This window comes from Pseudomonadota bacterium, assembly GCA_016195085.1.
Classification (GTDB): domain Bacteria; phylum Pseudomonadota; class Alphaproteobacteria; order SHVZ01; family SHVZ01; genus JACQAG01.
Genome location: JACQAG010000024.1, coordinates 62,142 through 76,872 on the forward strand (window position 1 = coordinate 62,142; position 14,731 = coordinate 76,872).

General features: G+C 62.9%; 15 protein-coding genes. 7 read left to right on the forward strand and 8 right to left on the reverse strand.

Annotated elements, in window-relative coordinates:
• Positions 1-102: 102 nt before the first annotated feature.
• Complete coding sequence (locus HY058_07540) at positions 103-288, reverse strand: hypothetical protein (GenBank protein ID MBI3497140.1); 186 nt, start codon at positions 286-288, stop codon at positions 103-105.
• A gap of 413 nt (positions 289-701) precedes the next feature.
• On the opposite strand from HY058_07540, the gene HY058_07545 reads away from it, so the two are divergent.
• Together HY058_07545 and HY058_07550 are read left to right on the forward strand one after the other, a co-directional pair.
• Positions 702-941, forward strand: a complete 240-nt coding sequence (locus HY058_07545) for a hypothetical protein (protein MBI3497141.1) — start codon at positions 702-704, stop codon at positions 939-941.
• Between the two features lie 21 nt (positions 942-962).
• Positions 963-1,955, forward strand: coding sequence for a hypothetical protein (locus HY058_07550; GenBank protein MBI3497142.1), 993 nt, complete (start codon positions 963-965; stop codon positions 1,953-1,955).
• Positions 1,956-1,997: 42 nt separating this feature from the next.
• Here HY058_07550 and HY058_07555 read toward each other — a convergent pair whose 3' ends face one another.
• Genes HY058_07555 through HY058_07570 form a run of 4 tightly spaced genes read right to left on the reverse strand, consistent with a single transcriptional unit; the run spans position 1,998 to position 4,685 of the window.
• A complete protein-coding gene (locus HY058_07555; protein MBI3497143.1) occupies positions 1,998-3,260 on the reverse strand; it encodes an adenylate/guanylate cyclase domain-containing protein in 1,263 nt (420 codons plus the stop codon).
• Positions 3,257-3,658 carry an SRPBCC domain-containing protein gene (locus tag HY058_07560; protein MBI3497144.1) on the reverse strand — a complete coding sequence of 134 codons (402 nt, stop codon included), beginning with the start codon at positions 3,656-3,658 and terminating at the stop codon, positions 3,257-3,259. The genes HY058_07555 and HY058_07560 overlap by 4 nt, the downstream gene beginning before the upstream one ends.
• Positions 3,659-3,668: 10 nt before the next feature.
• Positions 3,669-4,238, reverse strand: a complete 570-nt coding sequence (locus HY058_07565) for a DUF899 family protein (GenBank protein ID MBI3497145.1) — start codon at positions 4,236-4,238, stop codon at positions 3,669-3,671.
• Positions 4,239-4,277: 39 nt separating this feature from the next.
• Entirely contained in the window at positions 4,278-4,685 is a 408-nt protein-coding gene (locus HY058_07570; GenBank protein ID MBI3497146.1) for a metalloregulator ArsR/SmtB family transcription factor, read from the reverse strand.
• Between the two features lie 291 nt (positions 4,686-4,976).
• On the opposite strand from HY058_07570, the gene HY058_07575 reads away from it, so the two are divergent.
• Positions 4,977-6,008, forward strand: a complete 1,032-nt coding sequence (locus HY058_07575) for a homocysteine S-methyltransferase family protein (GenBank protein MBI3497147.1) — start codon at positions 4,977-4,979, stop codon at positions 6,006-6,008.
• A 211-nt stretch (positions 6,009-6,219) separates the two neighbouring features.
• On the opposite strand, the gene HY058_07580 is transcribed toward HY058_07575, so the two are convergent.
• From HY058_07580 to HY058_07590, 3 genes are all read right to left on the reverse strand, one after another.
• Positions 6,220-6,387, reverse strand: coding sequence for a transposase (locus HY058_07580; GenBank protein MBI3497148.1), 168 nt, complete (start codon positions 6,385-6,387; stop codon positions 6,220-6,222).
• A 148-nt stretch (positions 6,388-6,535) separates the two neighbouring features.
• A complete protein-coding gene (locus HY058_07585) occupies positions 6,536-7,360 on the reverse strand; it encodes a M55 family metallopeptidase (GenBank protein MBI3497149.1) in 825 nt (274 codons plus the stop codon).
• Between the two features lie 114 nt (positions 7,361-7,474).
• Positions 7,475-8,467, reverse strand: coding sequence for a LysR family transcriptional regulator (locus HY058_07590; protein MBI3497150.1), 993 nt, complete (start codon positions 8,465-8,467; stop codon positions 7,475-7,477).
• A gap of 344 nt (positions 8,468-8,811) precedes the next feature.
• Between HY058_07590 and HY058_07595 the strand changes: the two genes are divergently transcribed.
• From HY058_07595 to HY058_07610, 4 genes are read left to right on the forward strand one after another with little or no spacing between them, the layout of a single operon-like run.
• A complete protein-coding gene (locus HY058_07595) occupies positions 8,812-9,927 on the forward strand; it encodes an ABC transporter substrate-binding protein (protein MBI3497151.1) in 1,116 nt (371 codons plus the stop codon).
• A gap of 34 nt (positions 9,928-9,961) precedes the next feature.
• Complete coding sequence (locus HY058_07600; protein MBI3497152.1) at positions 9,962-11,017, forward strand: iron ABC transporter permease; 1,056 nt, start codon at positions 9,962-9,964, stop codon at positions 11,015-11,017.
• Positions 11,014-11,778: an ABC transporter ATP-binding protein gene (locus HY058_07605; protein MBI3497153.1), complete on the forward strand. Its 765-nt coding sequence runs from the start codon at positions 11,014-11,016 to the stop codon at positions 11,776-11,778. Before HY058_07600 ends, HY058_07605 begins: the two co-directional genes overlap by 4 nt.
• Before the next feature lie 13 nt (positions 11,779-11,791).
• Entirely contained in the window at positions 11,792-14,407 is a 2,616-nt protein-coding gene (locus HY058_07610) for a S9 family peptidase (protein ID MBI3497154.1), read from the forward strand.
• Positions 14,408-14,731 lie beyond the last annotated feature (324 nt).

The window sequence follows — 14,731 nt, forward strand, 5'->3', positions numbered from 1 at the left end:
TCAATCAAAACCCGCCGCTCAACGTGACGACGGCGGGTTGAGCAGAGAGGATCAGGTGCGGGCTTCGCCGCGGAATCGCGCGCGAGACCTCCTAGACCTGCTCTAGGTGAGCTCGCTCTCTCTGACGACCCGCTCGTGGCCGTCGCGGACCGACTTCACCCGATATTGGTTGTCGCCTTCCTGGGCAGGCAGACGCCGAACCACCTCATAGCGGCCGGGAGGGACGACCCCGCGCACCAAGGTGCGGGCGTCGACCACTTGGCCAACCTTGTATCTATGCTCCGACATGTTCGTCGACTCCTCGCTCGAAGCCATTCAGCCCTGGCTCCGGCATGTTGCGACCACGATGACCTCTTCGCGACAGCGCGCCCCTAACCGGACCGCAATGCGCGCCAGAGAAGTCCCGCGGCCCCATGCCGCTATCTAAAGCCAGAACTGGACCCGATTGGAACTCATGACGACCAGAACGGTGCGACCAAGCACAATCGACGCACCGATCAGGCCAGTTGGGTCACGTTGCAAGATTCGATATGCCCGCTATCATACACGGAGCCGGCGGGAATGCCAGAAACCTTTGCGCGTGGCTGCCACGCCCTATCGGCCCCAAGCGGCGCTGGATCGAAGCGGCCAGAAATCGTCCGATGCAAGGCTTTACCCATTGGCAATGCGCGCAGCCCGGCTCCGCTCGTTCAGGAGAGTCCTTGAGCCTGGCTCTCGCGGCCGTGGCGGTCGGCATGGCGCTCCTGGGCACGGAAGCGGCCAAGGCCGCACCCGAGGAGGCGGCTTACGGCGCGCCGGAATACCCGACCCCGGCGCTGGGCGAGATCATTCGCCAACGCTTCCTCGTCGCCGCGCACAGCCGTGCCGATACGATCTTTACGGCGCGCACTATTGAGCACCGCAAACGGCCATTGGCGTTAGCGGATTGGCAGGACAACTAGGCAATGGCAGTGGGGAGGACAATGGCGAAGACCCTGGAGATTGGCGCGGTCGGGTCGGGCGTGCTGCATACCGACAAAGAGGTCCCGGACGTCGATACCAAGTTCCGCATGGTGAAGGAATCCGGAGCCTTCGACTATTTCGACCGCTCGCCGCCGATGGGCGAGCTCGATCTCTATCTCAATGCCAGCCGCAAATACGACCTGCCGATCCGCGCCGGCGGCTGGTTCTACACGCTCGGCCGCGACGAGCCGCTGCTCGAGTGGAATCTCCGGATCGCCAAGGAGGTCGGTGCTCGGGCGCACAACGTGCAAATCATGACCAACGATGCCAACGGCAGGCCGGTCAGCGACGAAGACGTGGTGCGTACCTATCTCTGGGCCGCGGAGAAGGGCGATCGGTTCGGCGTCGATCCCTGCCTGGAGGTTCACGTCAATATGTGGTCGGAGCATTTCGGCCGCGTGGCGAAGGTCGGCCGCGCGGTGGAGGCGCGCGGCATCCGTTTCAACATGACCCTCGATCACTCCCACGTCATCTTCAAGATCGACAATCCGAAGGAACAAGAGGTGCAAGGCATGCGCGAGGACGTGGCCTCCGGCCGCGTCGTGCTCGATCCCTTCAAGGCGGACAGCGTCACCCATCAATGGATCATGGCCAATTGGGTGCGCCACGCCCATGCGCGCCCGGCCATCCCCAACAACCCGGTCAATGTCTGGGCCAAGCACCCCAATGGCAATTATGGCCGCGGCATCCAGTATCCCTTCCTCAAGCCCAAGCAGGGCGAATGGCATTCCGAATGGCAGGAAGAGCGGCTCGAGCCTTGGAAGCAGGTGGTCCGCGATCTGCTCGAGCACCACGCCCGCACCCTCGACAGCCGGCTCGGGCAAATATCGACGGAGATGATTCCCTCGACCGACTACGGCGCCGGGGCCAAGTATTCGATCTTCGAGCACAACGCCGCTTGCGCCCGCTGGATTCGCCAGACCTGGAACGAGATCTCGCTGAATGCGACCTAGAGGAGACATGGCAATGATCGCCGGAGTGGCGCGCTCTTGGACCTAGCGCGAGCGATCGGCGAGGAGAGTTGCGCCAAGCGCGGCCTCACCCCCCTCATCGGCGAGCCCATAGACGGTCTCCGCCGTGCTGAAGCCCGCCAGCATGAACTCGCCGAGCGGGGATAGACCGGGGCCGTAGGCGCCAGCGAAAGCGCTGGAGGCGACGACGGATCGGCCCAAGCTTCCAGCGAGCGTCTCCAGCCGAGCCGCAAGGTTGACCGCCGGACCGATGCAGGTGAAATCCAGCCGCTCGCCGCTGCCGATATTGCCGTACAGGACCTCGCCCAGATGCAGCGCCAGGCCGAAGCGCAATCCCCGCGTAGCCTCGTCTTCCGTCGCCGCGGCCAGCCGGGCGACATCGGCGCGCGCCTCGGACGCGGCGGCGAAGGCGTCCTTGCAGACATTGCCGGCGGCGCCGGCACCGCTGACGATCGGAAAGATCGCCAAGAGCCCATCGCCCATGAATTTCAGCACCTCGCCGCCATGCCGGCAGATCGCCGGCACCTGGCAGTCGAAATAGCGGTTCAACAGGTCGATGAGAGCCTTGGGCGGCAGACGATCGGCCAGCTGGGTGAAGCCGCGCATGTCCGAGAGCCAGATCGCCGCATGAATGGCTTCGGTATCGCCGCGACGGATGTGACCGGCGAGAATCCGCTCGCCGGCATGGCGGCCGACATAGGTGTTGAGGAGATTGGCGGCGGTGCGCCTGAGCGCGCGGATTTCCGCAACCCGGGTGAGCGGCGCCAGGATCGCATCCAGAGCCGCCAGCTCCGCCTCGGTGAAGCCGGCGGGCTCGCGGGTCGTCCAGGTCGCGAGATGGATCTCGCCATTGCTGAAGAATAGCGGTGTCGCGAGATAGTCGGTCACCCCCTCGGCGCGGAGCTCAGGCAGCACCGAGTAGTCCATGGGACAACCCGGATCGACGAGCCGGCGGCGGATGGCGATCCCGTCGGTGACGACCCGCACGATGACGCTGGTGCGGTATTCCGGCCTCTCCATGAGCTCGAACGGCCCGTCGGCCAGCTCCGCCCCGGCGCCCAAGCGCCAGACGAACCGACGCGCCATGATTTCCGGGTGGAGCGTGCGCACGAACACCGCGACCCGCCACAGATGCAGGCCCGCGCCAAGCAGGCGCTGGCAGAGCTCCGCCAGCATGTCCCGCGGGTCGGGGTGCGAGCGGGCGCCGTCGATCAGCCAGGCTCCGACCGCGCCGACGTCGAGCGCCGGCACGGGTGCCGGCGGGCCCGCTCTCGGCGCCGCCGTCATCGGCGGCCGGCGAAGTACGTCTTCATCGGTTCGAAATAGCTCTTTTGCCAGCCGCCGTCACGATAGCTCGTGTGCCCGTCGGGGACCTTGCTGTGGTTGAGGGTCAGCTTGGTTCCCCCGGGAGCCGGCTCCAGCAGCACCTCGATCTCGGAATCGGGGTCCTCGGGCGTGAATTTCTTGGTCCGCCAGCTCTGCACGATGCGATGGGCCGGCTCGAGCGCGAGATTGCGGCCGTTGATGTAGCCGTTCCAAACGGTGAAGTCGGCCCCTTGGACCGCGGTGATGCGCGCGTCTCCCCCACCCGTCATCGCCGCATGGCCTTTGCCGTCGAGCCAAGTGTCGAAGATCTCCTCGGCGCTTGCCGGAATGACCTCGCTCAAGCTGAACGCGAACGCCATGGCCGCCTCGTCAGCGGTATTTGTATTGCGGCTGCCAGTCGCCCGCACCCTTCGGCAAGAGATCGAAGAAATGCCAGAGCGCGCAGAAATCGTCGCCCGGGCCGAAGCCGGTGTCCGATACGCGGTAGATTTTCTTGCCGCGTTTGGTGAAGACCGACACTCCCGGCATCCACCATTCCTTGCTCTTGTAGCCCATGTCGGCGGCGAAGCTGGTCTCGCTATGCGAGACCATGGGAAAGCGCCACCCCCGCGCCGTCTTGAACCGCAGCTGCTTCTTCGGCGCATCGGGCGAGGCGACGACGAAGGCGGCGCGGTCTGCCAGATGCGGATAGAGTCCGTTGAAGCCGTCGGCCCAGAGCGTGCAATAACGGCAGCTGGCACCCATGTTGTGGATGACGAACAGATGTTCCTTCTTGCCGAAAAGCCGAGAGAGCCGAACCGGGCCCTTCACGGTGGCGAATTCATAGTCCTCGACCGGTTCGGCTTCAGCCGAGCGCTGCAGCTTCTGCATCTTCTTGCGAAGTCCGGCGAGCTCCTTGCGATAGCCGGCCAACCGCTGAGATGCTGTCTCGTATCGCATTGCTCTCTCCTCCTTGAGACTTGGTGATCGGTGTGGTTGCTAGGTTCCCGCCTTGTGCGGCCGCCGCTGCTTCCGCCTCTTGGTTCCCTCGGCGCCTTCGATCGCGTCCAGCCACGCGGCGATGGTGTCGAACTGCGATTGCCAATATTTGCTGTAGCGGTTGATCCATACCGCCGCCAGGTAGATGGGGCCCGCGTCCAGCCGGCATCGGCTGACCCGCCCGGCCCGCTCCTGCTTGACGAGACCGGCCTTGACCAGAACCTGGATGTGCCGGGAGACCGCCTGCAGGGAGATGTGGAATGGCCGAGCGAGTTCCGACACCAGAAGCTCCCTGCCGTCGAGGCGGCGCAGAATGGCGCGTCGAACCGGATCGGACAACGCCGCAAAGACACGATCGAGCTTATCCTCGTCCTGCCTCGCGGCGGTGCCGGCCCTAGCCATCGGCATGAGTATAGTAAAGCAATCGGTTGATAATCAACCATATCATTGAGAGACAGCGCATGCGAATCCGCGCCGACGCGCGGCGCCAAGCACATTGATTTCAAGACATTCTTCCAAAATCGCTGGGATCAGCTCCGAGGCCGGCGGCAATCCCCGGACCGAGGCGGCTGGGCCTTCGCCGCCGCCACGCCAGGCCCGCGCGCGGGCGAGGCCGCACCCGGCCCATTTTTTTTGCGTATGATGCCCTGAAGAGGCAACCAACCAGAGGGACGATCCATGGGCGCGCCGGGAGGGAAAATGGGACTGCTGGAACGGCTCCGCGAGGGGGCGGTCATCTGCGCCGAGGGCTATCTCTTCGAGTTCGAGCGCCGCGGCTATCTGCAGGCGGGCGCCTTCGTGCCGGAGATCGTGATCGAGCATCCTGAGCTGGTCGCCCAGCAGCACCGGGACTTCGTCCATGCCGGCTCGGACGTGGTCGAGGCCTTCACCTATTACGGCCATCGCGAGAAGCTGAGGCTCATCGGCAAAGAGCATCTGTTGGAGAAGCTCAACCGCGATGCGCTCCGGATCGCCAAGGAGGTCGCCGACGAGCATGGCGCGCTCGTGGCCGGGAATATCTGCAACACCAGCGCCTACATTCCCGGCGACAAGGCTTCCCACAAGGCAGTCCGGGCGATGTTCGACGAGCAGATCGGCTGGGCGGTCGAGGCCGGCGTCGACTTCATCATCGGCGAGACCTACTCCCATGGTGGGGAAGCCCTGCTGGCCTTGGAGGCGATGAAGCAGGCGAAGGTGCCGAGCGTGGTCACTCTGGCGGTGCACAAGATCGGCACCATGCGCGAGGGGTGGTCGGTGGTGGACACCTGCAAGCGGCTCGAGGACAACGGCGCCGACGTGGTCGGCCTCAACTGCGCCCGCGGGCCGAAGACCATGATGCCGCTGCTCAGCGAAATCCGAGCCGCCCTCAAGGGCCACATCGCCGCGCTGCCGGTTCCCTACCGGACCACCGATCAGGAACCGAGCTTCCAGGTGCTGACCGATCCCCATTGCGACTGCTTGCCGAGCGAGCGGGCTTTCCCGGTGGCGCTCGACCCGTTCACCTGCAATCGCTACGAGATCGCCCAGTTCGGCAAGGCGGCCTATGGGCTCGGCGTCAACTATCTCGGGGTCTGCTGCGGCGCGGGCCCGCACCATATTCGGGCGCTGGCCGAGGCGCTCGGCCGCAATCCGCCGGCGAGCCGCTACTCCGCCGACATGTCGAAGCACTACATCCTCGGCAGCAATCCGACGCTGCGGCAGGCCAACCTCGAATACGCAAAGAAGCTGTAAGACGCCGGCCGGGCAAGCATCCGCCGCCTCCTTGCCGACCGGCAAGCGCTCTGCTTCAGCCCACGTCATACCCTCGATCTGCCAGCACATCGTTCCTGGACGCAGTCCGCCGAGGAAAGCCGGACATAGCGATTGTCGTGCGCTTCACCGGGCGTGAGGCCGGGGTGCATCGGTAGACCGTTGGTGTCCACAACTGCGTGAATCTTCCTCGTTAGAGGCCAAAGCTCTCCGGCAGATCGCGGCATGGTGCGCATGATCGCAAGATCCGAATGATGCCGTTGAGGACACGGCGGTCGTCCACACGCGGCACGCCGCGCGGCTTGTTCGGGAGCATGGGCGTGATGACGCCCCACTCATGGTCGGTGAGTTCACACCGCATGATTCAAGTCTCCAGTTGGGAGCTTGAATAACGGCCCCGTGCGACGCGATCAACGAGGACGTGAAGGAGCTCGAGGTCACAGGATTCCGAAAGGCGTGAGGGAGAGCTTGCCCGTAACCCACGAAAGGACGTTGCAGTCCCTTCCCCGTTAGAACGCCGTCGAGTTGTAGGAGAGCATGAACATCAGCGCCTTGCTGATCTCCTCCATGTCCTGGCCCACATAGCGGATGGTGTAGGCGTCGGTGCGTTCGAAAAACTTCATGTAGGCCAGGTGCTCGACCGGGAGCCGGTGCTTCATCGTGATCTCGAGCGTGATCGGCGCCTTTAGCGACTTCGATTTGAACTCCTTCAGCCGGTGGATCGCGGCGCGCACCTTGTCTCGGATCAGGGAATAGGCGGCCTCCGGCACCATCGATCGCGCCGAGAGCGTGCCGTAGGCCCATTTGACCACGGCGGTCTCGACCTTGCCGATCAAGCCGGTCGTCTCCTCGCAGAAGGCGTCATCGCCGGAGATCATGATGACGGGCGCGCCGTAGTGCGCGGCGATCTCGGCGCTGAAACCGCCCTCGGACACGGTCTTGCCGTTCAGCTTCACCTCGCGCACCAGAACGCCGTAGAAGCTGTGGCCAAGGACGCCGGTCAGATGGGTCGAGCCGGTGTGATAGCCGATCAACATCGCGCCGTCGAACTTGCCGACCTCGATTCCCTGCATCATACCGAGCGGGCGGGGCCAGCTTCGCACCAGCTGCACCTGGTGCGGCAGCTGATCGATGAGGATGTTCATGCCGCTGCCGTGCGGGTCGCTGACAATCAGCTCTGTGGCGCCGGCTTCGATTGCCGCCTTGCAAGCGACGACCACGCTCTCGGTCATCCAGAGGCGTGCCCGCTGCCAATCGAAGCCGTCGGTCTTGGTCTCCGGCCGGTTGACGACGCCGACGATGCCCTCGATGTCGGCAGAGATGTAGAAGCGCATTTGGATCTCTCCATGAGTCAGGCGATGGGACGTGGCGGTCTTCGGCGTGCTTCGGCCCGAATGGGAGGCGGCGAACGGTGCTGCGCCAGCGAGCGATCCTGTGGAGGCTTCGGGCTAAGCCGACGACCGGAGCTGCCGTCTCGGTTTCCGGCTGCGGTTGCTGGTCATTACCTGGCTGAAGGCCTTTGTGCCGAGGTTCATCTCGCGCAGCATCCAGGTCTTGAAGCTCTGGCTCGCCAGATGCTCCCGGTCCCCCTTCGGCGTCACGAACAAATAGCTGCGATCGAGCGGCAGCATCAGGTCGAACGGCGCGATCAGTTTTCCCGCGGCGATGTCGTCCGCCACCAAAGGCCCATGCGCGATGGCGACGCCAAGCCCACTCATCGCCGCATGCGCGGTCATGCCGGCATTCGGCAGCTCGACATTGGTCGCGGGCTCGAGATCGGGCTGACCGGCCGCGGTCAGCCAATCCCGCCAGATCGTGGGCCAGCTCGCCGCGTGCAGCAGCGTGTGCCTCTCCAGGTCGGACACCTCGCGCAGCGGGTGGACCCGCACGGGCAATGTCGGATGCACCACCGGCATCGCATAATCGACGACGATCAGCTCCGCCGAGGCGCCGCCGAAATCGTCGGCGGCATTGCCTCGGACGATCGCGGCGTGAAGCCCGTGACGCTCGAAATCGTCCTGCGTCACCTGCAAGACGCCAGCGACCCAAGTGATCACCTGGACGGTGATATCCGGATTCTCGGCGCGGAATTTCTGCAGACGCGGCACCAGCCAGATGCTGGAGAAGGCTTGAGTCACCAATATCCGAAGGATGTTCGTCTCCTTCTTGCCCCGCGCTACCAGCTGCTCGGCGGCTTCGCTCAAATGCCGCAGGGCTTCGCGGACGATCGGCATGAAGCTGCGGCCGTGCTCGGTCAGCATCACCGTTCGATTGAGCCGGTGAAAGAGCTGCACGCCCACCAGCTGCTCGAGCTCCTTGATCCGGTAGCTGACTGCCGCCTGGGTGAGGTTCAGCTCTGCCGCCGCGCGGGTGAAGCTGAGATGCCTTCCCGCGGCCTCGAACGCACGCAGGCAGCTCATCGAGGGGAGAATGCGCGCCATCGGAATCCATAAAACTGGATTATGAATTCTACAAGAATTTTGTGTTTGTTGACAAGCAATTGGAGTAGACCTCTCCAAACTTTCACCCTACGCTGAGATTATGCGCCTGAGGAACACTCTCGGGTTCGACCTCCCTAACTGGCGCCCGCTCGCCGCAACGGTGGCCGACGTGGTTGGCGTCGCCCTAACGTTGCAGGCGTGGCTCGCGGGCCCGCTGGCGCTGCGATTTGCAAGCCTCGATCTCGACTCATTCGGCCTCGCCTCGGCAATCCGCGCCGCTTACCTCGATGCCGAGCCGCGAAGGCCTTCGCCCTCCGGTTAGACGTTCAATGGGAGGCTTATCCATGCGCACCGTCATGCGCGCCGCCGCCATCGCGGCGACGCTTTTAATTGGATGTGGCAACGCCGACGCGGCATCCACCGTGGTCACCGACGCGCTTGGCCGAAAGGTCACGATCAGCACGCCGGTCAATCGCGTAATCGTCAACTTCCACTTCGAGGACTTCACCGCGGTCGCCGGAGTCGAAGGCTGGAAGAAGGTCGTCGGCATGTCGCGTTCTTTGTGGTCGGGCTCGAGGGCAGCCATCTTCAACCGCTACAAGGCGGTGATCCAAAATCTTGCCGATATTCCCGAAATCGGGAATTACGAAGACAACGATCTGTCCATCGAAAGGATCATCGCCCTCAAACCAGACGTCTTCCTGGTCGCTGAATTTACCTTCAGCGCGATGAAGGACGATGCCGAGAAGATCGAGGCGGCCGGGATCCCCATAGTGGTCATCGACTACAACGCCCAGCTCCTCGAGCGGCATCTCGCCTCCACTCGGGCGCTCGGCAAGGTTATGGGACAAGAGGCGCGCGCCGAGGAGCTCGCGACTCTCTACGAGAGCCGGTACCGGGACGTCATGGCGCGGGCGGAGAAGGCGAACGCGAAAGGAGGCCTGAAACCCAAGGTCTATTTCGAGGTGGGGCAGCTTGGCGCTGGCACCGTCGGCAACACCTTCAACGGCACTAATTGGGGCAAGATCTTCGACCTGATGGGCGCACAGAACATCGCCGCGGGCAAGCTCCCCGGTCCCTTTGGCAAGCTCAATCCTGAGTTCGTCATCGCCGCCAATCCGGATGAGATCTTCATTGCCGGCTCCTCGTGGCTCAACCGACCGACCGCGGTGAAGACCGGCTACGACGCAACCGAGGAGCTCACGCGCTCGACGCTTGCGCCCTATGCCGCGCGGCCTGGCTGGGCGGACTTGAAGGCGGTGAAATCGGGAAACTTCTACGCCATCGAGATGGGACTCGCCCGCACGATGTTCGACTACGTCGCCATGGAGTTCATCGGCAAGCGGCTCTACCCCGATGAGTTCAGGGACGTCGATCCAACCGCCGATCTCCGCGCCTATCACGAGAAATACTTGCCGGTCGCCTACGCCGGCAACTGGTGGGTTACCCTGAAGCCATAAGAGCGGTGCGACGTTCCGCCGCGGAGGTGCAGGCATGACCGGTGTTTCGGTCGGCCCCGACATCGTTTCGCAGACCTACAGCCGGCTGCTGGCGCGGCGCACCGCCGTACTGGCCGCCGCGCTTGTCGGGCTTATGGCTGGGCTTGTGCTCGACGTCGCGACTGGGCCGGCCTTTCTGCCGCTGGCCGACGTCGTGCGCTCGGTCCTCGGCCAGTCCGATGATCCGAGCATCAATGCCATCGTCTGGTCGATCCGGCTTCCGGTCGCGCTGATCGCGGTTGCCGTCGGGATGGCGTTGGGGCTGACGGGGGCGATCATGCAGACGATCCTCAACAACCCGCTTGCGTCCAGCTACACGCTCGGGATCTCGGCCGGGGCTGGCTTCGGCGCGGCGTTGGTCATCGTGCTGGGCGCGAGCCTGCCGGTGCCGGAAACCTATGCCATTCCGGTCATGGCCTTCCTGTTCGCGGGCGTTGCCTCAGCTGGCGTCTATCTGATCGGCGGCTTAAGGGGAGCGTCGTCCGAGATGCTGGTCCTGGCCGGCGTCGCGCTCCTGTTTCTGTTCCAGGCGCTGCTCTCGCTGCTCCAGTACATCGCTTCGCCCGAGGCGCTTCAACAGATCGTGTTTTGGCTGTTCGGTTCGCTGCAGAAGGCGACTTGGCCCAAGCTCTGGATTGTGACCGCTGTGTTCCTCGCCGCGGCTCCGCTGATCGCCAGGGACGCGTGGCGGCTGACGGCCCTCAAGCTCGGGGACGAGCGGGCACGAGGGCTTGGGGTCGATGTGAGGGCGCTCAGGCTGCGGTCCTTCGCGATCGTGTCGGCGCTGACCGGGGTAGCGGTCGCCTTCGTCGGAACCATCGGCTTCGTCGGCTTGGTCGGGCCGCACATTGCCCGAATCCTGGTGGGCGAGGATCAGCGTAGCTTCCTGCCGGCGTCCGCGCTCTATGGCGCGCTCCTCCTCTCGTTCGCTTCCGTCGCCTCAAAGAACATCATGCCGGGCGCAATCTTCCCGATCGGCATTGTCACCGCGCTCATCGGCGTGCCGTTCTTCGTCTGGCTCATCCTCAGCAACAGAAAGGCTTACTGGTGAGGATCGAGACGAGACGGCTTGGGGTGAGCTATGGCGGCATCCGCGCGCTGGATGGCGTCTCGATCACGGCCGAGCCAGGCCGGTTCACCTGCGTGATCGGTCCCAACGGCTCGGGCAAGTCGACGCTCGTGAAGGCCATCGCCGGGATCGTGCGCTCAACCGGAGAGCTTCTCTTCGATGGCTGCGCCGAGCGTCCCTTGCGCCTCGGCTACATGCCGCAAGAGATTGGCGCGCGGGCGGCGCTCACGGTCCTGGAGACCGCGCTGCTCGGCCGCCTCGGCCGCCTCGGATTGCGGGTCGGCGACGAGGACCTTGCGGCGGTCCGCGCCGTGCTTCGCGAGCTCGACATCGAGAGCTTCGCGCCGCGCTATCTGGGCGAGCTCAGCGGCGGACAAAGGCAGCTCGTCTTCCTGGCGCAGGCGTTGACCTCGGATCCGAGCGTTCTCCTGCTCGACGAGCCGATCAGCGCGCTGGACATCCGCCATCAGCTCGAGGTGCTCGACACTGTCCGCAGGCTCACCCGCGAGCGCGCCCTCACTACGATTGCGGTTCTGCACGATCTCAACGCCACCGCCCGATTCGCCGACGAGGTAATCTTGCTGCGCGACGGCCGCATGCTCGGACAAGCCTCGCCGGTGTCGCTGTTTACACCGGCGGCAGTGGCTCAAGCCTTCGACGTCGAGGCTCTGGTCGGGCTTGACGCCGCCGGATATCCCAGCGTGACGCCGCTGCGCCCGCTTCGCCGGGAGGCAGCGAGTTGAGGTCCGCCGTCCTTTGAAAATGATGTCGAGGGTCGCTGTTACCGCGCTTCTCCTGTCTCCGGACGGGCGCCTAGCGGCTTTTAGACTGGAGGATGAAAAAAGCCAGCGCATTACGATCGTTGTCAAGCCGCTGGAGGGTGGCGATGAGCGCTATTATGACATCAACACTCATGCGAAGGATCCAGACAATCCCGCAATTCAAGAGTGCTTCCAGACGATGGCTCATCAGCCGGCTTTTTCCCCGTCTGGCCAATGGTTGGCGTTCGCGGCGCAACTCGAAGATGCGGATTGCGCGATCGCAATCGTTGACAGTGCGAGCGGCGAGCGGCGCGATTTCGCTGGAGCTCAAAGCTTCAAGTTCATCGGGCGGAGCGGCGATGAATGGATCGTTTTAATCAGCGATCGGACGGACGATGAGAATACACTCACGATCCGCAGCCTCGCGTCTGATCGTGAAACGGTGCTGCGCGACGTCGGCGCCGTCGCCTGTAGTCCTGACGGCCGCCGCATCGCTTGGTCCAGCGCCGACAGTCTTCATGTGTTCGATGTCGAAACAGACAAATCCGTCGCTCTTGATCAAGGCGACGAGAACTACAGCGCTTTAACATGGTCGCCAACGGGGCGCATGTTGGCTGCGCTGCGTGGGAAGGGCGCGAAGGCGACGCTTCTCATGTTCGGCCTCGACAAATGCGCGCGCGCCATGCGCGCGTTCACACAACAAGACCTCGTCGACTTTCCTGAGCAATTCGAAATCGGCGGGGGAGAACTCGCGTGGCGTGAAAACGAGACAGGTCTGTTCGTCAACATTCGCAAGGTTCTGCAGACGCCGAAAGCAGTGGAGAATCCGGTTCCGAACTTGGCCATATGGCACTGGCGCGACCACAAGACGCCTATGCAAAGGTCGGTGGCTGAGAGGCGGCCCGCCTATCTCTGTTATCTATCCTTGCAGGATGGCCGCTTTTTTAGATTGGCGGACGAAACGCTCGCGGTGGTCTTGCCACATCCTTTCGGAATGCATGCATTGGGCTTCAATACGCGTGACGAGCGTGGCGACGGCTGTTTCGGCATTAGATATGATTACTGCACGATCGACCTACGCTCCGGGAAGCGCGCGCCGCTCGTGGAGTCATTGGTGGATTCTGGTTACGCCGCGCCGCGCTTTTCACCGTCCGGCGACATTATCGTCTTTCAGGAGGGTGGCGCCTATATAGCGCTTGAGCTTGCGACGGGAGCACGCAGGAACATGACCGAAGACGTGCCAGCACGTTTTTATTTTGAAGAAGATGTGCGCAAGCCTGGCGCTGTACGCACCGATTGTCAAAGGCATGTAGTTTGGCAAGGGTGGAGCGCGGATGGCGAATACGTCTTGGTTTCAGACTTTAGAGACGTTTGGGCTTTGCCTTTGCGGGGAAAGCAGGCGGTCAACCTGACCGGCAACGGCCAGTCCGACAACATTATTTATCAACGTGCTCAGTTTAGCGCCAGCCGCGCTGGCGCAAATTTCGAACTTGATCTCGTCGATCTGAATGAGCCGATCTACTTTCTCACGACAGAACGGCGGACCGAGCGTATGGGGCTTGTACGGCGCAGCCCAGAGAATGGCGCGGTTGATGTTCTTTACACTGAAGATGCTTATTTTGATTACATCAAGGCAGAGAACGCAGACGCTTTTCTCATGCGTCAGCGAACGTCGACGAAGGATATGGTCTACAGCAGAGTGAGCTCGAGCTGGCGTCCGGATCGTATTCTATTGGATACGAATGAATTTACCGCAGATCAAAGGAAGAGTTCGGGTATGCATCTGGCGTACCAAACGGAACGCGGCGAATGGTTGCGCGCCACACTTTATCCGCCTTTCGACTACGAGCCAGGAAAATCATATCCCACGATTCTGAAACTTTATGAGTTGATGGCGGAACCGCATTCATTGGTTTTCGAGGGAAGCGACACCCATCCTGAGCTTGGCCGCGGTTATGCAATCTTGTTGCCCGATATTCACGCGCGCAACGATGAGATAGGGCCAGCGGCCGTGGAAGGTGCAATGGCGGCCGTTGAAGCGGCGGTCGCCACGGGCATTGTCGATCGTGATCGACTTGGAGTGACCGGCCATTCATATGGCGGCAGCGAAACCTATTTCATCATCACTCAGACGGACATGTTTCGGGCCGCCATCGTCAGTGCCGGCGTCTCCAATCATTGGTCGCGTTTCGGCAGTACGTGGGGCGTCCAAGAGCAAGCTTTTTTCACTTGGCGGAATTTTCGCGGGAGAAATCAGGCCAGGTTCACCGGCCCATGGTGGAAGAATTTGAACACCTATTTGCGGAATTCCGCCTTGTATCATGCGCCCAATGTCCGAACACCGCTGCTTATCGTGCACGGTGACCAGGATGAGGCAGTGCGATTTGATGAAGCTCTCCAGATGTTTGCAACCCTACATGCGATGGGTGACCGTCCCGTGGCGTTGCTGCAATATGTGGGCACCGATCATAGTGGGGTCCTTTGTGACCCAGACGCGGCTGAGCGCAAAATGCAGTTCTATGACCACTTTCTAAAGGATACGCCGGCGCCGGATTGGTGGAGTGAAGGGGTTTCCATTCCTGCTGGGAAGGCGGCGTCTGTGTCGATATGATGCAAACGCTCCCAAATGCCGCGTGGCGTCGTTTCGACAGAGCCAGCTTATCGTTGAGGCCCGAGTGTGAGGTTAGCGCCTGTCGCGTCTGACGGCTTTCTCTCATTCAAACCCTCCATCAGTTGAGGTCACTCGATGCCTAATGCAAAACGCGAAGGCTCTGTGATGGGCGTTACATCCGCTCCTGTTAAGGGTTATCAGATGCCTGCCCGGCACGGAGAGTGCGGCGGGTTCTGAGGGCAGGCGTCTGATAAGCCTCAGGGGAGGAAACCGCGGGCAGGAAAGGGTGCGACGGTGCGGCGGGTTCGAGCTATGGGGATTTGA

Coding starts and splice junctions, on each gene's coding strand:
- HY058_07540 (MBI3497140.1), bottom strand. CDS start 288: ATGTCGGAGCATAGATACAAGGTTGGCCAAGTGGTCGACGCCCGCACC.
- HY058_07550 (MBI3497142.1), top strand. CDS start 963: ATGGCGAAGACCCTGGAGATTGGCGCGGTCGGGTCGGGCGTGCTGCAT.
- HY058_07555 (MBI3497143.1), bottom strand. CDS start 3,260: ATGACGGCGGCGCCGAGAGCGGGCCCGCCGGCACCCGTGCCGGCGCTC.
- HY058_07560 (MBI3497144.1), bottom strand. CDS start 3,658: ATGGCGTTCGCGTTCAGCTTGAGCGAGGTCATTCCGGCAAGCGCCGAG.
- HY058_07565 (MBI3497145.1), bottom strand. CDS start 4,238: ATGCGATACGAGACAGCATCTCAGCGGTTGGCCGGCTATCGCAAGGAG.
- HY058_07570 (MBI3497146.1), bottom strand. CDS start 4,685: ATGCCGATGGCTAGGGCCGGCACCGCCGCGAGGCAGGACGAGGATAAG.
- HY058_07575 (MBI3497147.1), top strand. CDS start 4,977: ATGGGACTGCTGGAACGGCTCCGCGAGGGGGCGGTCATCTGCGCCGAG.
- HY058_07580 (MBI3497148.1), bottom strand. CDS start 6,387: ATGCGGTGTGAACTCACCGACCATGAGTGGGGCGTCATCACGCCCATG.
- HY058_07585 (MBI3497149.1), bottom strand. CDS start 7,360: ATGCGCTTCTACATCTCTGCCGACATCGAGGGCATCGTCGGCGTCGTC.
- HY058_07590 (MBI3497150.1), bottom strand. CDS start 8,467: ATGGCGCGCATTCTCCCCTCGATGAGCTGCCTGCGTGCGTTCGAGGCC.
- HY058_07595 (MBI3497151.1), top strand. CDS start 8,812: ATGCGCACCGTCATGCGCGCCGCCGCCATCGCGGCGACGCTTTTAATT.
- HY058_07600 (MBI3497152.1), top strand. CDS start 9,962: ATGACCGGTGTTTCGGTCGGCCCCGACATCGTTTCGCAGACCTACAGC.